This is a genomic window from Propioniferax innocua, assembly GCF_006716235.1.
Classification (GTDB): Bacteria; Actinomycetota; Actinomycetes; order Propionibacteriales; family Propionibacteriaceae; genus Propioniferax; species Propioniferax innocua.
Map to the genome: position 1 here is coordinate 55,788 of NZ_VFOR01000005.1, position 18,007 is coordinate 73,794.

Annotated in this window: 18 protein-coding genes; 16 read left to right on the forward strand and 2 right to left on the reverse strand. The window is 65.9% G+C overall.

The window, feature by feature from the left end:
* Positions 1 to 33: 33 nt before the first annotated feature.
* Positions 34 to 1,191 carry a D-alanine--D-alanine ligase family protein gene (locus tag FB460_RS12785; protein WP_142094591.1) on the forward strand — a complete coding sequence of 386 codons (1,158 nt, stop codon included), beginning with the start codon at positions 34 to 36 and terminating at the stop codon, positions 1,189 to 1,191.
* A 30-nt stretch (positions 1,192 to 1,221) separates the two neighbouring features.
* On the opposite strand, the gene FB460_RS12790 is transcribed toward FB460_RS12785, so the two are convergent.
* Both FB460_RS12790 and FB460_RS12795 read right to left on the reverse strand, forming a co-directional pair.
* Positions 1,222 to 1,635 carry a DUF3515 domain-containing protein gene (locus tag FB460_RS12790; protein WP_211346004.1) on the reverse strand — a complete coding sequence of 138 codons (414 nt, stop codon included), beginning with the start codon at positions 1,633 to 1,635 and terminating at the stop codon, positions 1,222 to 1,224.
* A gap of 42 nt (positions 1,636 to 1,677) precedes the next feature.
* The gene (locus FB460_RS12795; protein WP_246044420.1) at positions 1,678 to 2,040 is read right to left on the reverse strand and encodes an Lrp/AsnC ligand binding domain-containing protein; all 363 of its coding nucleotides are present in this window, start codon (positions 2,038 to 2,040) and stop codon (positions 1,678 to 1,680) included.
* A gap of 120 nt (positions 2,041 to 2,160) precedes the next feature.
* Between FB460_RS12795 and FB460_RS12800 the strand changes: the two genes are divergently transcribed.
* The 15 genes from FB460_RS12800 (at position 2,161) to hflX (ending at position 17,906) form a co-directional block, all read left to right on the forward strand.
* Positions 2,161 to 3,129, forward strand: a complete 969-nt coding sequence (locus tag FB460_RS12800) for a thiamine-phosphate kinase (RefSeq protein ID WP_142094593.1) — start codon at positions 2,161 to 2,163, stop codon at positions 3,127 to 3,129.
* Positions 3,110 to 3,973, forward strand: a complete 864-nt coding sequence (thiD, locus tag FB460_RS12805) for a bifunctional hydroxymethylpyrimidine kinase/phosphomethylpyrimidine kinase (protein WP_246044421.1) — start codon at positions 3,110 to 3,112, stop codon at positions 3,971 to 3,973. Before FB460_RS12800 ends, thiD begins: the two co-directional genes overlap by 20 nt.
* 273 nt (positions 3,974 to 4,246) lie before the next feature.
* Positions 4,247 to 6,595, forward strand: a complete 2,349-nt coding sequence (locus FB460_RS12810) for an FtsK/SpoIIIE family DNA translocase (protein WP_142094621.1) — start codon at positions 4,247 to 4,249, stop codon at positions 6,593 to 6,595.
* A gap of 22 nt (positions 6,596 to 6,617) precedes the next feature.
* On the forward strand, positions 6,618 to 8,084 hold the full coding sequence (rimO, locus tag FB460_RS12815) for a 30S ribosomal protein S12 methylthiotransferase RimO (protein ID WP_142094594.1): 1,467 nt from the start codon (positions 6,618 to 6,620) through the stop codon (positions 8,082 to 8,084).
* The gene (pgsA, locus tag FB460_RS12820) at positions 8,081 to 8,656 is read left to right on the forward strand and encodes a CDP-diacylglycerol--glycerol-3-phosphate 3-phosphatidyltransferase (protein ID WP_142094595.1); all 576 of its coding nucleotides are present in this window, start codon (positions 8,081 to 8,083) and stop codon (positions 8,654 to 8,656) included. The genes rimO and pgsA overlap by 4 nt, the downstream gene beginning before the upstream one ends.
* Positions 8,657 to 8,659: 3 nt before the next feature.
* Positions 8,660 to 9,166 carry a CinA family protein gene (locus tag FB460_RS12825; RefSeq protein ID WP_142094596.1) on the forward strand — a complete coding sequence of 169 codons (507 nt, stop codon included), beginning with the start codon at positions 8,660 to 8,662 and terminating at the stop codon, positions 9,164 to 9,166.
* A gap of 32 nt (positions 9,167 to 9,198) precedes the next feature.
* Complete coding sequence (locus tag FB460_RS12830) at positions 9,199 to 9,519, forward strand: helix-turn-helix domain-containing protein (protein WP_142094597.1); 321 nt, start codon at positions 9,199 to 9,201, stop codon at positions 9,517 to 9,519.
* Positions 9,520 to 9,521: 2 nt separating this feature from the next.
* Entirely contained in the window at positions 9,522 to 9,716 is a 195-nt protein-coding gene (locus FB460_RS12835; protein WP_142094598.1) for a DUF3046 domain-containing protein, read from the forward strand.
* A gap of 198 nt (positions 9,717 to 9,914) precedes the next feature.
* Positions 9,915 to 10,976 carry a recombinase RecA gene (recA, locus tag FB460_RS12840; protein WP_142094599.1) on the forward strand — a complete coding sequence of 354 codons (1,062 nt, stop codon included), beginning with the start codon at positions 9,915 to 9,917 and terminating at the stop codon, positions 10,974 to 10,976.
* Positions 10,977 to 10,987: 11 nt separating this feature from the next.
* Positions 10,988 to 11,536 carry a regulatory protein RecX gene (locus tag FB460_RS12845; RefSeq protein WP_142094600.1) on the forward strand — a complete coding sequence of 183 codons (549 nt, stop codon included), beginning with the start codon at positions 10,988 to 10,990 and terminating at the stop codon, positions 11,534 to 11,536.
* 7 nt (positions 11,537 to 11,543) lie between these two features.
* On the forward strand, positions 11,544 to 13,049 hold the full coding sequence (gene miaB, locus FB460_RS12850) for a tRNA (N6-isopentenyl adenosine(37)-C2)-methylthiotransferase MiaB (protein WP_142094601.1): 1,506 nt from the start codon (positions 11,544 to 11,546) through the stop codon (positions 13,047 to 13,049).
* A gap of 36 nt (positions 13,050 to 13,085) precedes the next feature.
* Positions 13,086 to 14,582 (forward strand): hypothetical protein, encoded by a 1,497-nt coding sequence (locus FB460_RS12855; RefSeq protein WP_142094602.1) that lies wholly within the window; start codon positions 13,086 to 13,088, stop codon positions 14,580 to 14,582.
* Entirely contained in the window at positions 14,579 to 15,514 is a 936-nt protein-coding gene (gene miaA, locus FB460_RS12860; RefSeq protein ID WP_211346005.1) for a tRNA (adenosine(37)-N6)-dimethylallyltransferase MiaA, read from the forward strand. Before FB460_RS12855 ends, miaA begins: the two co-directional genes overlap by 4 nt.
* Before the next feature lie 8 nt (positions 15,515 to 15,522).
* Positions 15,523 to 16,335 (forward strand): diaminopimelate epimerase, encoded by an 813-nt coding sequence (gene dapF, locus FB460_RS12865; RefSeq protein ID WP_142094604.1) that lies wholly within the window; start codon positions 15,523 to 15,525, stop codon positions 16,333 to 16,335.
* 77 nt (positions 16,336 to 16,412) lie between these two features.
* Positions 16,413 to 17,906: a GTPase HflX gene (gene hflX / locus FB460_RS12870; protein ID WP_142094605.1), complete on the forward strand. Its 1,494-nt coding sequence runs from the start codon at positions 16,413 to 16,415 to the stop codon at positions 17,904 to 17,906.
* The last annotated feature ends 101 nt before the right edge of the window (positions 17,907 to 18,007 follow it).

The following is an 18,007-nucleotide window of genomic DNA, read 5'->3' on the forward strand; positions in this document are numbered from 1 at the left end:
GCCAATCGCCGAAACCGCTTGTAGCCTGTGGGAATGACCGCAGCAGGGAATCAGTCTGCCCACCACGAGTCGCGTTCAGAACAGGAGCGCGCCCGGGTGGCCCTCGTCTTCGGCGGGGCCTCGACCGAACATGGTGTCTCGTGCCTCACGGCAGCCAGCATCGCTGCGGCGATCGACCCCGATCGATATGAGGTCGTCGGGATCGGCATCACGACCGAGGGCCTGTGGGTACATGTCCCCGTCGACGAGATCACTGCACTTGGCGCCGAGGGCGATGAGCTTCCGTCGGTGTCGCCGCATCACCCCGAATGCCATCTGTTGCGCCGTGCCGATGGGCCGCGTCTGGTCACGGTCGACGCCGGCACGATACGCGATGAGACGCCCATCGACGTCGCCTTCTCGCTCCTGCACGGACCATTCGGTGAGGACGGCACCATCCAGGGGATGTTCGAGATGCTCGGGGTGCGCTATGTGGGGTCGGGCGTCGCGGCCAGCGCCAACGGGATGGACAAGCACCTGATGAAGACCGCTTTCGCCGACGCCGGTCTTCCGGTCGGGCCGTACACCGTCATCACTCCAGCCGACTGGGAGAACCATCCCGATGAGGCTCGTGGACGGGTGGAGGCTCTGGGTTTCCCCGTCTTCGTCAAGCCCGCTCGCGGTGGTTCGAGTGTCGGCATCAGCCGCGTGACACGGCGGGAGGAACTCGATGACGCCTTGATCGAGGCCCGGCGTCACGACCCCAAGATCGTCGTCGAAGCAGGATTCGTGGGAGCCCGCGAGCTCGAATGTGCCGTACTGGGCTCCTTCGAGGGGCCGCCGCGGGCGTCGGCCATCTCCGAGATCGTCATGCACACCAATGATGGTTTCTACGACTTCGAATCGAAGTACAACCCGGCCGAGGGGGCCATGGAACTGGTGGTTCCGGCGCATCTGTCGGAGGAGACCACCGAGGCCCTGCGCCGTCTCGCGGTATGGGCATTCACCGCGATGGGTTGTGAGGGATTGGCACGAGTCGACTGTTTCCTCACCGCCGAGAACGAACTGTTCGTCAACGAGATCAACACCATGCCCGGCATGACCGAATTCTCCGGATACCCGAAGATGTGGCAAGCCGCAGGCATGCCCTACCGCGAGCTCGTCACCGAACTCATCGAACTCGGACTCCGCCGTCCGCTCGGGCTGCGCTGACCCGGCGAGCGTTCTCACACACAGGAGCGCTCACACGCAGGGTGTGTGCTGGGGCACATTCCTGTCGATCGCGTCGGCGACGAACGTGAGGGCACCCGCCTCGGGTGCATGATCCGATGGTACGGCGACCTCCACGAACACGTCCCGGCCCAGGGTGGTGAACACCCGGCCACCGGTACCCGGTTGATCGAACCAGCCGACGCCGTTGACCTCAAGACACTCCGATGTCGGAGTCATCTGCTGCGGTTCGGGGACGCCACAGCGCAACGTGATGGGCGGGCGACCCCACGCCGCCGAGTGACGCCCCGGTTCGGTGGGGCGACGTTCCTGATCCAACACCGTCTCGGGGAGATCGGCCATGAGCGCAGCGCACGTTTCGGCTTCGGTCCCGGAGAGTTCGGGCTCATCGAGCCGCACGCTCGAACCACACGCTGTGATCAGCATCAGGAGAGCCCCCGTCAGTGCCAGATGAGCACGATGCATCACTCAGAGGTTGACCACGGAGCAGGTCACGGTGCGGGTGATGCCCTCGGACTGCTGGATCTTCGAGACGATCATGGCGCCCAGCTCGTCGACCGAATCGGCCTCGGCGTGGACGATGATGTCGTAGGGCCCGATGACGTCTTCAGCACGGGTCACACCCGGGATCTGGCGAAGGTTCTCGGCCACCTCGGCGGCTTGGCCGACGAGGGTCTGGACCAGGACGTAGGACTGGACGGTCATGACATCACCTTTCAGGTACGCGCCGGTGTCAGGAAAGCGCCGACGGGTCTTGTTGTGGCTCACCGATCCGCTGCGGTGCGGATCGGCCAAGCGGTCCACCAGGCGTCCGCCATCACAGGCGTTCACCCTGCTCGACCACTCTGCCGGGCTCCACGCTAGCGTGTCAGAGCGCCCGCACGGAATGGCCCGATGAAGATCGTTGGGCTCCGATCAGCGGGAACGGCATCGCAGCAGACAGGAGGGGCCATGATCCCGGGCAGGCACGAAGCCGGTGAGACCGTCGGCGACGTCGGAGAGTTCGCCCTGATCGACCAGATGCTCGACGGGCTCGTCGATGATGGCCGGGTGACGGTCAGGCCTGGTGATGACGCCGCGGCCTTCGTCACCGAGGGCGACACGGTCGTCACCACCGATGTGCTGAACGAAGGAGTCCACTTCCGGACCGACTGGTCGGATGCCGAGGACATCGGTGCACGGGCCGTCGCGCAGAATCTCGCCGATCTCGAGGCGATGGGTGCTGATGTGCTCGGAGTGGTGGCGGCGGTCAGCGTCCCCACCACCACCGACGCCGCGTGGGTCCGGGCACTCTCCGCCGGTATGCGCACCGAATGCGCCAGAGCGGGCGCGACCCTCCTCGGGGGCGACCTGTCGTCCAGCCCGCACATCAGCATCGCCGTCACCGCACTGGGCGACCTGCGCGGGCGAGCACCGGTGCGTCGTGGCGGAGCGCGCCCGGGCGACGTCGTGGCGGTGAAGGGGCGCCTCGGCTGGTCGGCCGCCGGGCTGTTCGTCCTCACCCGTGGCTTCAAGTCCCCGCGTGCGGTGGTGTCGGCCTACCGGGTGCCGGAGGTGCCCTACGGCGAGGGCCGACGGGCCGCCGAGGCCGGAGCCACGAGCATGATCGATGTCTCCGACGGCCTCCTGGCCGATCTCGGCCATATCGCCGAACAGTCGGGTGTGGGGATCCGGATCAGCTCCGAGGCGCTCGACGTGCCCGACCCGCTCCAGGCGGTGGCGGCCACGACCGGCTCCAGCCCGCTGCGGTTCGTGCTGACCGGTGGCGAGGACCACGCGCTGGTGGGTACCTTCGACCAGGTCGATGTGCCCTCGGACTGGGCGATCATCGGTCGCGTCGCCGAAGGTGGCGGCGTCCTCGTCGACGACGAGGAATGGGATCCGGAGGAGGGGACCGGCTATGTCCATTTCCAGCGTTGACCAGCCTTCCGGCCTCGAGCGGTCAGGGATGCTTCCGACCGCTCGGGTGCTGACGATCGCGGGATCCGACTCCGGTGGGGGAGCGGGCATCCAGGCCGACCTGCGCACCATGGCCGCGTACGGGGTGCACGGTATGAGCGTGATCGCCTCGGTCACCGTCCAGAACTCGCTCGGCGTGCAGGGTTTTCATCAGATCCCGTTGGATGTCATCGAAGCCCAGTTCCGGGCCGTGGTGGATGACATCGGCGTTGATGCGATCAAGACCGGGATGCTCGGTGATGCGGTGACGATCGACCTCGTGGCGAACCTCCTCGCCGATGTGGACGTGCCCGTGGTCATCGACCCGGTGTGCGCCAGCAAGCACGGCGACCCGTTGATCCTCGAGGATGCGCGTTCGCACATCGTCACCGAACTCGCGCAGCGCGCCACCGTGATCACCCCCAACCTCGGAGAGGCCGCCCTGCTCTCCGGTCTCGACATGGACGCCGACCCGGCCGATCTGGCCGCTCCGCTCCTTGCCGCTGGCGCGGAATGGGTGCTGGTCAAGGGAGGACACGCCGAGGGGCCACCCACCGACCACCTGATCGGTCCGGGCGGGCGTCACTCCTACACCGGTGAACGACACGACAACCGTCACACGCACGGCACCGGATGCACGTTGGCGGCGGCCATCGCGTCCCTGCTGGGGCTGGATCATGCCACGACGGGAACCCCCGACGTGCCGCGAGCGGTGGAACGTGCCAACGCCTATGTGAACGGCGCGATCAAGAACGGCTTCGCGTTGGGATCGGGCATCGGCCCGGTCGATCACCTGTGGCGGGTCCGCGAACACCTCTTGGATTGAATCCCCGAAGGGATGCCTCGGCCCGGCGTGTGCGATGTGCGTCTTGCCGAGTGAGCACATAAGGTCACAGACATGGCGAGTCGTGCGTCTTCCCCCGCACGCACCCGTTCGGCCAGCCGTGCTGGTTCCGGGGCGCGCAGTGGCGGGAATCAGAAGAAGTCCACGCGGCGGGCCCCCCAGAAGCGGGCCACGCCGCAGTCAAACGCACCCGTACCCACCTTGGGGCGAGGGATCGCCGCTGTCTACGGAGCCATGGCCCATGTCACCGGGCGCCTGGTGCGATCGATCGGTAATGGAACCGAGGAACCCGAGGTCAGACGCGATGGCGTCGGCCTGTTCCTGCTCGGATGCTCCATCGTGCTGGCGGCCGCGTTCTGGTTCGGACTGCCCGATCCGGTGGGGGCGGGGATCGTCTTCGGCGTCACCACGATCATCGGGAGCCTCGGCTTCGCGTCGCCGATCATGGTGGGCTGGCTTTCCTGGACGACTCTGCGTGCACCGATCCCCGAGGGGCCTGCCGGACGCCGCGTTCTTGGTTGGACCCTGCTGCTGGTGGGGATCCTCGGCCTGTTGAGCATCGCCGACGGCTTGCCTCGACCAGACAATGCCGTGGCCATCCGCCATGCCGGAGGGATGATCGGGTTCGTCGTCTCCAGCCTCCTGGCCGACCTCATGACCCGTTGGGTGGCCGTTCCGCTTCTGGTGCTGCTCACCCTCTATGGCTTCCTGGCCGTCATCGGGCTGCCGCTGTACCGCATCATCGACATGATGCGGACCGTCGCGGCTCACCCCGACAGTGACATCGAGTACAGCGGTGAGATCGCCTACGACACCCCCGTGGTCTCCCACCCGGAGAACGATGAGAGGACGGAGGCCAAACCCAAGACCAGGCGTCGCCGGAAGAAGGCCGACGCCGAGGTCACCGAACCGGTGGAGCACAGCACGGGTCTGTTCGATGTGGAGGCGCTCGGCGACCCGGCCTTCGGTGGCGTCGACGATGCCACGACCCAGGGGATCGCCGCGACCTCCGGGGCCGACTCCGACTCCACCGGCCGCACCACCGCGGGCCTGCCGCCGGGGGCGGAGCCCAGCGTCAGCGAGGTCGAGGCGCCGGATCATTCGCCCATTCCACAGCGCGTCGAGCAGCTCCAGCTCTCCGGCGATGTCCAGTACACCCTGCCGGAGGCGGACACCCTCAAACCGGGAACCCCGCCCAAATCCAGGTCCGAGGCCTCGGAGAAGGTCGTGGAGGCCCTCCGTGGGGTGTTCGAGGAGTTCAAGATCGACGCCCACGTCACCGGCTACTCGCGAGGACCGACCGTCACCCGCTACGAGATCGAGCTCGGAGCCGGCGTCAAGGTCGAGCGCGTCACCGCCCTCAGCAAGACCATCTCCTACGCTGTCGCGTCGGCCGATGTGCGCATCCTCTCGCCGATCCCCGGAAAGTCGGCCATCGGTATCGAGATCCCGAACACCGACAAGGAAGTGGTCTCGCTCGGTGACGTGCTGCGTTCACCGGCCGCCCGCAACGACCAGAGCCCCATGACCGTCGGACTGGGCAAGGACGTCGAAGGCGGCTTCGTCGTGGCCAACATGGCCAAGATGCCCCACCTGCTCGTCGCCGGCGCCACCGGTTCGGGTAAGTCGTCGTTCATCAACTCGATGATCACCTCGATCATGATGCGTGCGACCCCAGATGAGGTGCGCATGCTGCTGGTGGACCCCAAGCGCGTCGAGCTCAACGTGTATGAGGGCATCCCACACCTGGTGACGCCGATCATCACCAACGCGAAGAAGGCGGCCGAGGCCCTGCAATGGGTCGTCCGTGAGATGGACATGCGGTACGACGACCTCGCCGAGTTCGGTTTCCGCCACGTCAAGGACTTCAACAAGGCCGTGCTGGCCGGGCAGGTGAAGGTGCCCGAGGGCTCCGAGCGCAAACTTGAGCCCTACCCGTACCTGCTCGTCGTGGTCGATGAGCTTGCCGACCTCATGATGGTGGCGCCGCGTGATGTGGAGGACTCCATCGTCCGCATCACCCAGCTCGCCCGCGCCGCAGGCATCCATCTGGTGTTGGCGACCCAGCGTCCCTCCACCGATGTGGTGACCGGCCTGATCAAGGCCAACGTGCCTTCGCGACTTGCGTTCGCCACCTCCTCGATGACTGACTCGCGAGTCATCCTCGATCAGCCCGGCGCCGAGAAACTCGTCGGGCAGGGTGACGGGCTGTTCGCGCCGATGGGTGGCAAACCCATCCGTGTGCAGGGCTCGTGGGTCACCGAGAACGAGATCCGGCAGGTGGCCGACCACGTCCGCGAACAGTTGGACCCGCACTACCGCGAGGACGTCGGCGCGCCCAAGGAGACCAAGAAGGTCGCAGAGGACATCGGCGACGACCTCGAACTGGTGCTCGAGGCGGTCCAGCTCGTGGTCAACCTGCAGTTGGGCTCCACCTCGATGTTGCAGCGCAAGCTGCGCGTCGGCTTCGCCAAGGCCGGACGCCTCATGGACATCCTGGAGACGCGTGGCGTCGTCGGGCCGTCAGAAGGATCCAAACCGCGTGAGGTGCTGGTGAAGCCCGATGACCTCGACGATGTGCTGGCCAATCTTCAGGCCGGCTGACGCCGCGTGATAATGGGCGACGATGACTGACACGACCACCGTTCACATCCAATCTCTGGGATGTGCCCGCAATGACGTTGATTCCGAGGAACTCGCCGGACGCTTGGCGGCCGAGGGGTTCGAACTCGTCGACGACCCGGAGAGCGCCGACGCGGTCATGGTCAACACCTGCGGGTTCATCGAGTCAGCGAAGCAGGATTCGGTGAACACATTGCTGGCCGCCGCCGACCTCAAGGACGGTGGCCGGACGAAGGCCGTTGTCGCCGTGGGATGCATGGCCGAGCGGTACGGCGTCGAGCTGGCCGAGGCCATGCCCGAGACCGATGCGGTGCTGGGCTTCGATGCCTACACCGACATGGGGGAGCGTCTGCGTCGGATCCTTGCCGGGGAACGCCCCGAATCGCACGTGCCCCGCGATCGCCGGACGCTCCTTCCGATCTCCCCGCGAGAACGCGGTGCCGCCGCCGGTGAGACCCCGGGCCATGCCCGTGTTGTGCCGAGCGCTGACGAGGGGAAGGACCCGGTGGGTTCGCTCGGCGGCGAAGGACATGGTGGCCGGGTATTGCGTCGGCGTCTGCACAACAGTCCGATGGCGCCGCTGAAACTGGCTTCGGGCTGTGATCGACGCTGCGCGTTCTGCGCGATCCCCAAGTTCCGTGGCGCGTATCTCTCGCGTCCACCGCTGGATGTGGTGGCAGAAGCCGAATGGCTGGCTGACCACGGCGTCAGGGAAGCCTTCCTGGTGAGCGAGAACTCCTCCAGCTACGGCAAGGACCTGGGGGATGTGCGCGCGCTGGAGGCGCTCCTGCCGGAGCTGGCCCGGGTCGAGGGGCTGGACTGGATCCGTGTCTCCTATCTCCAACCTGCGGAGATGCGCCCCGGGCTCATCGAAGCCATGCTCGACACACCCAAGGTGGTGCCGTACTTCGATCTCAGCTTCCAGCACGCGTCCGGGCCCCTGCTGCGGCGCATGAGACGCTTCGGCGACGCCGAACAGTTCCTCGCGCTCATTGAACAGATCCGGGACAAGGCACCGCAGGCCGGGATACGCTCCAACGTCATCGTCGGGTTTCCCGGTGAGACCGACGAGGATGTCGATGTGCTCCATGACTTCCTCGAACGTGCCGGGCTCGACGCGATCGGCGTCTTCGCATACTCCGACGAGGAGGGGACCGAGGCCGAGCATCTGGATGGGCATGTCGATCCCGAGGTCGTCGAGGAACGGCGGAGCGCCACGACCGATCTGGCTGAGACCCTCATGAACGATCGGGCACTCCAGCGTGTGGGAGAACGCGTCGAGGTCCTCATCGAGGAGATCGATGTCGAGGCCGGGGAGATCATCGGCCGTGCGGCGCATCAGGGCCCCGAGGTGGATGGACAGTGCCTGATGGCCGGTCTCGATGCAGCCGCCGTGGGCATCGGGCACATGGTTTCAGGCACTGTCGTCGGCACCGAGGGCGTCGACCTCGTGGTGGAGGCCGACCGATGAGCGGGCTGCGTGCTCAGGTGAACGGGCCGAACATCCTCACCGCGCTGCGGATCGTGCTGGTCCCGTTGTTTGGCTGGATGCTGCTGGCTCACCCCGACGACGTGCAGTGGCGCATCTTCACGACCCTGATGTTCTCGGTGGCGATCGCCACCGACTTCGTCGATGGTTGGTGGGCCCGGAAATACAACTTGGTGACCGATTTTGGAAAGATCGCCGACCCGATCGCCGACAAGGCCATCACCGGTATGGCCTTCGTCGGGCTCAGCATCATCGGTGAGCTTCCGTGGCTCATCACGATCTGCATCCTCGTGCGTGAGTGGGGGATCACGCTTTTCCGGTTCATCCTGCTTCGGCGCGGCGTGGTGCTGGCTGCCAGTCGTGGCGGCAAGTTGAAGACGGTGCTGCAGTCGGTGGCGCTGATCTTGTTCCTGCTGCCCCTGGTGCCCTATGGCTGGGCGGTTCCGAGTCTCGCGGAGATCCCTGACCTCGTCTCGTGGATCATCATGATCCTGGCCACGTTGCAGACGGTGATCACCGGCGTCCAGTACGTGGTGGACAACCTCAAGGAGTGACGCATGCCCGAGACATTGGCGCGCCGCGTCGTGACCGGTTTCACCAAGAGCGGGGTGACGCTCGCCACCGCTGAGAGCCTGACCGGTGGCCTGCTGGGTGCCACGATCACCTCGGTGTCCGGGGCCTCGGCGATGTATCGCGGTGGACTGATCACCTATGCCACCGAACTGAAGCAGACGCTCGGTGGTGTCACTGAGGAGGCGCTGCGTGACCATGGTGCGGTCAGTGAGGCGACGGTGCGCGCCTTGGCGTCGACCGCCGCGATGACGTGCGATGCAGATATCGGGGTTGCGCTGTCAGGGGTGGCTGGTCCTGATGAGCAGGAGGGACACCCTGTCGGCACCGTCTGGTTGGGATGGGCGCTGCGGGATCGGCGTGCCGAGGCGGGTCTCGACACCGGTGCACGGTTGCTCCATCTCGATTCGGAGGGAGGCCGCGAAGCGGTACGTGAAGCGGCCGTGGAGGCGGCATTGGAGCAGATGGTCGATCTGCTGGGTGTCAGGTGCTGATCAGCATTGGCGCCGTCGGGTAGGGTTTCAGTATGGAATCGTTGGTCAGACCGGTGCTGATGCGGGAGCTCATGGGGGAGATCCTGCGTGCCGAACGTGTCGGCCAGAAGCAGACGCTTCGGCAGGTCGCGGCGCAGGCTGGGATCAGCCTGGGTTATCTCTCGGAGGTCGAGCGTGGCCAGAAGGAGGCTTCCTCGGAGCTTCTGTCGGCGATCTGCCAGGCGCTGGGTCTGCCGCTCTCGTCGTTGCTCGCCCTGGTCAGTGACCGGATGGCGGTGGCGGAGGGCCGGTTCGCCCCGGCTGACATGGGCTCGGCTGGCATGGGCTCGGTTGAGATGAGTGCCGCGGCCTGATCGTGCGGGAGACCGAATTCTGGCAACGCATGGAACGCCATCTCGGTGGTGCCTACGCGGCTGTGTGGGCCGATCAGACGCACTTGGCGGCTCTTGATGATCGCACCGTGACCGAAGCCCTGCATGCCGGGGTTCCCTGCAAGCGGGTCTGGCGTGCGGTGCACGAACAGTTGGAATTGCCTGCTCACGAATGGTGACGGCGTGTCGCCCGTGTTCGAACGTTCGTTCGAGTAGGTTGTTCACGAGTGCGGTTCGGTCATGATCTTCGTCCACAGTCTGCTGGGTGAGTGGGCGATTTCTGTCGGACCCCTTCCATAACGTAGGCCGTACGTCACGCGGAGGCGTGCGGAAGAGCACGTCACGCGGAGGCGTGCGGAACAGGTACAGGAGAGACGATGGCAACAGCTGCACCGGATCGTGACAAGGCCCTTGAGACAGCCCTTCAGCAGATCGAGAAGACCCATGGCAAGGGGTCTGTGATGCGTTTGGGGGATGACAACCGTCCGCCGGTCGCGGTGATCCCCACTGGGTCCATCGCGCTTGACATCGCTTTGGGTGTTGGCGGGCTTCCGCGTGGACGCGTCGTGGAGGTCTATGGCCCCGAGTCAAGCGGCAAGACCACGGTGGCCCTCCACGCGGTGGCCAATGCTCAGGCGGCCGGTGGCATCTGCGCGTTCATCGACGCCGAACATGCGCTCGATCCCGAGTACGCGAAGAAGCTGGGGGTTGACACCGATGCGTTGTTGGTGAGCCAGCCCGATAATGGCGAACAGGCCCTGGAGATCGCCGATATGTTGGTGCGCTCCGGTGCCTTGGACCTCGTGGTGGTCGACTCGGTGGCTGCGTTGACACCGCGGGCCGAGATCGAAGGTGAGATGGGTGACAGCCATGTGGGTCTGCAGGCTCGGCTCATGAGCCAGGCGCTGCGAAAGATGACAGGCGCTCTGCACGCCGCGGGCACCACCGCCATCTTCATCAATCAGCTGCGCGAGAAGATCGGTGTCATGTTCGGCTCGCCCGAGACCACGACCGGTGGTCGGGCACTGAAGTTCTACAGTTCGGTGCGCCTGGATGTTCGCCGTATCGAGACGTTGAAGGACGGCCAGGACATGGTCGGTAACCGCACCCGCGTCAAGGTGGTGAAGAACAAGGTGGCGCCGCCTTTCAAGCAGGCCGAGTTCGACATCCTCTACGGTCAGGGCATTTCTCGTGAAGGCAATCTGATCGACATGGGTGTGGAGACCGGGGTTGTGCGCAAGGCAGGCGCGTGGTTCACCTATGACGCCGATCAGCTCGGCCAGGGCAAGGAGAACGCCCGGTCGTTCCTGCGCAACAATCCCGACATCGCCGCCAGATTGGAGAAGCAGATCCGCGAGAAACTCGGGATCGACAAGACCGAGGGCGATGAAGAGGTTCCGGACGGGGTGGACCCGGAAACCGGTGAGGTCGACTTCTGAGGAAGGGCGGCATGAGAGCACGCGAGGAACCGGCGTCGGATGAACCGCGTGACGCCGGTCGTGACCCGGATGCTGATCCGGTCGATGTCGCGCGCACGATCGTGTTGGATCGTCTGACGATGCGGGCGCACACCCGGCAGGAGCTTGCCCAGGTCCTCGCGAAGAAGAACGTGCCCTCCGATGCGGCCGATCATGTGCTCACACGCATGGAGGAGGTCGGGTTGATCGACGACGCGGCCTTCGCCGAGAGCTGGGTGGAATCCCGTCAGCAGCGACGTCACCTGTCCAAACGGGCGCTGCGCATGGAGCTGCAGCGCAAGGGCGTCGACCGTGACGAGGTGGATGCTGCCCTGGACCAGGTGGATCGTTCCGACGAACGGGAGGCTGCCGAAGCGTTGGCACGCAAGAAGGTGCGCACGATGGCCCGGCTTGAGCCTCACGTGCGGCGACGTCGGCTCGCTGGAGCGCTCGCACGTCGGGGTTTCGGCTCCGATGTGGTCTCCGATGTGTTGCGAGAGGTCCTCGAAGGCGATGGGGACGACGACTTCTGGGTATCGTGAACCCGCTATGACGAATCCCGCAGTTGTTGAGCCCGCAGACACGCCCCGGACCTTCGACGTCCGCACCTACGGATGCCAGATGAACGTCCATGATTCCGAACGGATCGCCGGGGTGCTCACCGACGCCGGCTACGTGCCGGCCGGCGAAGGGCAGTCCGCCGATCTGGTGGTGTTCAACACCTGCGCGGTGCGGGAGAACGCCGACAACAAGCTGTACGGGAACCTGGGGCACATGCTGCCGGTCAAGGAAGCACACCCGGGTATGCAGATCGCCGTCGGCGGGTGCATGGCGCAGAAGGATCGCGACACGATCGTGAAACGTGCCCCGTGGGTCGATGTGGTGTTCGGCACCCACAACCTGGGTTCCCTGCCCGTGCTGCTGGAGCGCGCCCGCATCCAGGAGGAGGCGCAGGTCGAGATCCTGGAATCCCTCGAACGGTTCCCCTCGACGCTGCCGACCAGACGCGACTCGGCCTACTCGGCATGGGTGTCGATCTCGGTGGGCTGCAACAACACCTGCACCTTCTGCATCGTGCCGGCCCTGCGTGGAAAGGAACAGGACCGCCGACCGGGGGACATCCTCGCGGAGATCCGCGCCCTGGTCGATCAGGGTGTCCAAGAGGTGACTCTTCTGGGCCAGAACGTCAACGCCTACGGCACCGGCTTCGGTGATCTGTACGCCGATGGCGAGCCGCTGCGGGATCGTCAGGCCTTCAGCAAACTGCTTCGGGCATGTGGCGAGATCGACGGCTTGGAACGGGTGCGCTTCACCTCACCGCACCCCAAGGACTTCACCGATGACGTCATCGCGGCGATGGCCGAGACCCCCAACGTCATGCCGCAGCTGCACATGCCCCTGCAGTCGGGGTCGGACGCCGTTCTCAAACGCATGCGACGCTCCTACCGGGCGGAGAAATTCCTCGGGATCCTGGGGCGGGTGCGCGACGCCATGCCGCATGCGGCCATCACCACCGACATCATCGTCGGATTCCCCGGGGAGACCGAGGCCGACTTCGAGGCGACCATGGATGTGGTGCGGGAAGCCCGGTTCTCGGCGGCATTCACCTTCCAGTACTCCAAGCGTCCCGGAACCCCGGCTGCGGAGATGGAGGACCAAGTGGAGCAGTCCGTGGTCTCCGAGCGTTACGGGCGACTCCTGGATCTGGTCAACGAGACCGCTTGGCAGGAGAACCGGAAACTCGAGGGCCGTGAGGTCGAGGTCATGTTCGCCGAGGGTGAGGGACGCAAGGACGCCCAGACCCAGCGCATGAGCGGACGCGCTCGCGACAATCGTCTGGTTCATGTCACGGTGCCCGAGGACGCGGAACGACGTCCTCGCCCCGGAGATATCGCACGTACCGTCATCACCCATGCGGCACCGCACAATCTGCATGCCGACGCTGGGATCACCGAGCTGCGTCGCACTCGCGGTGGCGACGCTTGGCAGGCGCGTCAGGAACAGCCCGAACCCGCCGGAGTCGGCTTGGGGATGCCCACGATTCGTAAGCGTTGACCCCCGCAGGAGCCCGTTCGGTGCAAGGATGCAGCCATGAGCATCAGCGGGTGGGAGTGGTTCTGGGCCGGTGAGCACGGCCGCGACCGGCTCTTGCGGGAGACGTTGGACGCCGAGATATCGCACAGTGCGATGAGGACATCGGCGTTGACGAGTCGTCTCAACCATCTCCAGGGGTCGGTCGAGAAACGGTTGGAGGCGTTGACGCTGGCGTTCGACGCCTACGTCGAGCTGGGGGATCTGCGTCAGCAACTCAATGAGTTGCCGAACACCCGTCAGGCACGTCTCGAGGTCGCCCGGGTCATGGAGGAGCTCATGGCCACCGGACGCGCCGAACCGATCGAGGCGACCGGTGAACTCGACCTGTGGCTCACCCATGCGATCAACGCGGTCGTGCATCGCATCACTGCTGGAGAGCCAAGCGCTGACGAACGCGTTGCTCGCGAACAGTCCAGTGATGCCCCGATCTTCATCGCTCTCGTGCTGGGCGGCCTCGGGCAAGGAGAGGCCGTCCAGGACGACCTCGCCGAGCTCATGATCACCGACGGTTCGGCGAATCCTTCGCGTCAGGCCCTGTGGGAAGGGATCATCACCGGGAAGTTCGGCCTTCACGCGCTCGAGACGGTGGAAACGGCGGTCCGCCCCCATCTGGCGGCGGTGCAGGACTGGGCGGAGTGGCTCGACCGGTGGGCCCCGTCGACCCGCGGTGCCGGGCTCTACGACAACGCGCTGCATCTCGCCCAGACCCTCGATGAGCTCACCGAACCCGATCCCGTTGTCGCCGAAGCGCGCGGTGCCCGTGCCCGTGAACAGATCCGGGAACAGTCTGCGGTGATGGCAAGTGGTGTCACGGGCCAGGAACGCCACTTGCGGGCGAGGGCCGAGGTGCTCCGGGCCCGCATCGAGAACCCGGACGCCGCGGCCGAGGACGCCGGGGAGGCGGAACGGGACGCCCACGTGGAGTTCGACGCCCTCATCGGTATGGCGATCGGTGATGAGGGGCTCTCCCGAGAGGTGCGTGCCCGACTCATCCGCTGGGTGCTGATCAGTGTGCGTGAGGCGATCAGAGCCGTTGCGCCCGCGGAGATCCCCACCGATGCCCTCGAGCTGCGCAAGAACTACCACGGGGTCACGATTCGCGTCGATGAGGAGGGGCCCGACCCCGCCGCCCGAGAGGCGGCTATCGCCCAGGTCCGTCGCTCCGAGCGACGGGCCCCGATCCGCCCCTGGGTGGCCGGCGCTGTCGCAGGCGTCGGCCTTTTCACGCTGATCATGGCCATCGTCCTCACGACGGGCGCTCTGGCGTGGATCGGTGTGCTGCTCGCGGTCACCGGAGGCGCCGGTTACGTGTGGCTCAAACGGATCGATGATGAGTACGACGACTCGGTGGAGGTGCTCCTGCGCAGCCTCGACCGGAAGCTCGAGGACGATCAGGCCGCGGTGGTGAAGCGGGCGGCCGAGCGCCGGGAGCAACGTCTCCTGGAACAGGGACGCCAGGCTGTTCTGGAGACCTTGGCTCCTTTGGGAGAATGACGCCCATGAGCGAGCTTCCCGTCCCGGTCCTGGTGGGACCCACCGCCTCGGGAAAGTCGGGGCTGGCCGTGGACCTCGCGCTGGCACTCGCCGAGCGCGGCCGACCCGCAGAGATCGTCAACGCCGACTCCATGCTCGTTTACCGAGGGATGGACATCGGTACCGCCAAACCCACGGTGGATGAACGACGCGGTGTCCGCCATCACCTGATCGACATCATGGACGTCACCGAAACCGCTTCGGTCGCCACCTTCCAGGGGATGGCCCGTGAGACGATTGCCGACTGCCGGGCCCGTGGCGTTATCCCCATCGTCGTGGGTGGGTCGGCGCTCTACTCGCGGGCGGTCACCGACGAGTTCGACTTCCCCGGTACCGACCCGAAGATCCGTGCAGCGTGGGAGGCCGAGCTCGAACGGGTGGGGCCGGAGGCGCTCCACGCCGAACTGGCGCGACGCGAGCCCGCAGCCGCCGAGCAGGTTCTGCCGGGCAATGGTCGACGTATCGTCCGTGCACTCGAAGTCATCGATCTGACCGGTTCCTTCGTCGCCCACCTGCCCCGGCTTGTGTATGCGCTGCGCGGCGTGGTGCAGATCGGGCTCGATCTGGAGCGTGACGTCCTCGATGAGCGCATCGAGATGCGCGTCGACCAGATGTGGGCCGACGGGCTGGTCGACGAGGTGCGGCGGCTCATTCCAGAAGGCCTGCGGGAGGGACGTACTGCCTCGCGTGCATTGGGATACCGCCAGGTGCTGGAATTCTTGGCCGGTGAATGCACCGAAAAGGATGCGCGGGACGCGACGGTCACCCAGACGCGGCGATTCGCACGCAAACAGCTCGGCTGGTACCGGCGTGATGAGCGGATCACCTGGATCCCGGCGTTGGCCGATGACCGCGTCGACCGGGCACTGGAGATCTGTGCTGCAGATGATTGACTTGCCCCATGCGCACTTGGTCGTTCGCCAAAGGGCACGGCACGGAGAATGACTTCGTCATCATCGTGGACCGCCATGATCTGTTGAGCCCCGGTACCGACGATGTCCGGTATCTGTGTGACCGACGCGTCGGCGTCGGTGGTGACGGCTTCCTTCGAGCGGTCAAGGCTGAACACATCGACGGCTGGGATGGCGATCCCGACCTGTGGTTCATGGATTACCGCAATGCCGACGGTTCGCTCGCCGAGATGTGTGGAAATGGCATCCGCGTCTTTGCTCGTCATCTTGCTGACGAAGGGCTCATCGGTGCTGAGGTGAGCATCGCCACGCGTGCCGGGGCCAAACAGGTCTCAGTGCTGAGCGACGGACGCGTACGCGTGGACATGTCGCCGGTTCGGCTGATGGCGGAGTCCCGCGTGACCCATGGTGGCTGTGCTTATGACGCAGTGGGCGTCGATGTCGGCAATCCTCACGCGGTCTGCGGCACCGACGACCTCGAGGCCCTTGACCTCACCATCGCTCCGGAATTCGACGCCGAGGTCTATCCCGCAGGAACTAACGTGGAGTTCGTGTGTGGACTCGGGGACCATCACGTCGCGATGCGGGTGTTCGAGCGAGGTGTGGGGGAGACCCGCTCGTGCGGTACCGGAACCGTGGCGGCCGCTACTGCGGCCCGTGCTTGGGCCGGTGAACGCGATGACGCGTCGTGGCGAGTCGACGTGCCTGGTGGGTCGCTGGAGATCGCTTTCCACGGTGACGCGATCACGATGACCGGACCGGCCGTGCTCGTCGCCCACGGTGAAGTCGTCCTTCCCGACTGATCGGGGCGCCGATCGGGGCTTGGGGGACGAGGCACTTCACGGAACAGTTTTGTGCTTCATGGGAGAATGGCCGGACGATGACTTCTGCCCACGCCACATCCCTGCCGGATCCTGACGATGGATTCGCCCCCGATGACGAACTCCACATCGGGCCGATCGAGACCCTGCCCGAACGCAACGGAGCGGTGGAGCCTGCTGACGCCGACGGCGACCAGCTCGAACGCGCCGAACGCGAATCGCTGCGCCGCGTCGGTATGTCGACCCAGCTCGCCGACATCGGTGAGGTCGAGTACCGCGATCTCCAGCTTGAACGTGTCGTGCTCGTGGCGGTCTGGACCACCGGATCCCACGTGGATGTCGACAACTCCGTAGCCGAGCTGCAGTTGCTGGCCGAGACCGCCGGTGCCCAGGTGCTCGAGGGCCTCGTGCAGCGTCGTCAACGTGTCGATCCGGCCACCTTCATCGGGTCGGGCAAGGTGGCTGAACTGCTCGATGTGGTGGTTGCCACGGCGGCCGACACCGTCATCTGTGACGGCGAACTGACCCCGGCCCAGCTGCGCAATCTCGAGGATCGCCTCAAGGTGAAGGTCATCGACCGCACCGCGCTGATCCTGGATATTTTCGCCCAGCACGCCAAGTCGGTGGAGGGCAAAGCCCAGGTCGAGCTCGCCCAGCTTCAGTACATGAAGCAACGCCTTCGCGGTTGGGGCGGAAACCTGTCTCGCCAGGCCGGTGGCCGCGTGTCGGCCGGCGCTGGTATCGGCGGCCGTGGTCCTGGTGAAACCAAGATCGAGACCGATCGCCGACGCATCAATCAGCGCATCAGCCAGTTGCGGGCCAAGCTCCGTGAGATGGACGGGACACGTGCCACCAAGCGCGCCGAACGCCTCCGGAACCGTGTGCCTTCGGTGGCGATCGTGGGCTACACCAATGCGGGCAAATCATCATTGTTGAATCGTCTCACCGGGGCGGGTGTCCTGGTGGAGGACGCACTGTTCGCGACCCTGGACCCGACCACGCGACGCTCCGAGACCCCCGACGGTCGTGAGTTCACCCTCACCGACACCGTGGGCTTCGTGCGTCATCTGCCGCACGATCTGGTGGAGGCCTTCGCCTCCACGCTTGAGGAGTCAGCCCACGCTGACCTGCTGCTGCACGTGGTCGATGCATCCGATCCAGACCCGGAAGGCCAGATCGCCGCGGTACGGGAGGTGCTCAATGACATCGACGCCGGTGGCATCCCCGAGATGCTCGTGTTCAACAAGGCCGACTTGGCAGAGCCTGCGGTTCTGGCGACCCTGCGCTCGGCCTACCCAGACGCGGTCATCGTCTCTGCACGGACCGGCGTCGGTCTGGACACGCTGCGTACGACTCTCTACGACGGACTCCCGCACCCTGCGATCGAGATTCGTGCGCTGGTGCCCTATGAACGCGGTGACCTGATCGACAAGATCCACCGCAACGGCGAGTTCCTCACCGCCGAGCACCGGGCGGACGGGACGTACGTGGTCGCCCGCGTCCACCCGGACCTGGCCGGAGAACTCGCACCTTTCCGGACCGACGCCGCATGAACCGGTGCCGATCCGCCGCTCTCGGAGTGGTGGTCAGCGCGTCGGCCCGATGTGTCGGGGCACTGGCATAGGGTGCCTGCGTGACGGATCATCGTGATGTG

Bases quoted from the DNA above. Each gene is read 5' to 3' on its own strand.
- FB460_RS12785 (WP_142094591.1), top strand. From the start codon at position 34: ATGACCGCAGCAGGGAATCAGTCTGCCCACCACGAGTCGCGTTCAGAA.
- FB460_RS12790 (WP_211346004.1), bottom strand. From the start codon at position 1,635: ATGCTGATCACAGCGTGTGGTTCGAGCGTGCGGCTCGATGAGCCCGAA.
- FB460_RS12800 (WP_142094593.1), top strand. From the start codon at position 2,161: ATGATCCCGGGCAGGCACGAAGCCGGTGAGACCGTCGGCGACGTCGGA.
- thiD (WP_246044421.1), top strand. From the start codon at position 3,110: ATGTCCATTTCCAGCGTTGACCAGCCTTCCGGCCTCGAGCGGTCAGGG.
- rimO (WP_142094594.1), top strand. From the start codon at position 6,618: ATGACTGACACGACCACCGTTCACATCCAATCTCTGGGATGTGCCCGC.
- pgsA (WP_142094595.1), top strand. From the start codon at position 8,081: ATGAGCGGGCTGCGTGCTCAGGTGAACGGGCCGAACATCCTCACCGCG.
- FB460_RS12825 (WP_142094596.1), top strand. From the start codon at position 8,660: ATGCCCGAGACATTGGCGCGCCGCGTCGTGACCGGTTTCACCAAGAGC.
- FB460_RS12830 (WP_142094597.1), top strand. From the start codon at position 9,199: ATGGAATCGTTGGTCAGACCGGTGCTGATGCGGGAGCTCATGGGGGAG.
- recA (WP_142094599.1), top strand. From the start codon at position 9,915: ATGGCAACAGCTGCACCGGATCGTGACAAGGCCCTTGAGACAGCCCTT.
- FB460_RS12845 (WP_142094600.1), top strand. From the start codon at position 10,988: ATGAGAGCACGCGAGGAACCGGCGTCGGATGAACCGCGTGACGCCGGT.
- miaB (WP_142094601.1), top strand. From the start codon at position 11,544: ATGACGAATCCCGCAGTTGTTGAGCCCGCAGACACGCCCCGGACCTTC.
- FB460_RS12855 (WP_142094602.1), top strand. From the start codon at position 13,086: ATGAGCATCAGCGGGTGGGAGTGGTTCTGGGCCGGTGAGCACGGCCGC.
- miaA (WP_211346005.1), top strand. From the start codon at position 14,579: ATGACGCCCATGAGCGAGCTTCCCGTCCCGGTCCTGGTGGGACCCACC.
- dapF (WP_142094604.1), top strand. From the start codon at position 15,523: ATGCGCACTTGGTCGTTCGCCAAAGGGCACGGCACGGAGAATGACTTC.
- hflX (WP_142094605.1), top strand. From the start codon at position 16,413: ATGACTTCTGCCCACGCCACATCCCTGCCGGATCCTGACGATGGATTC.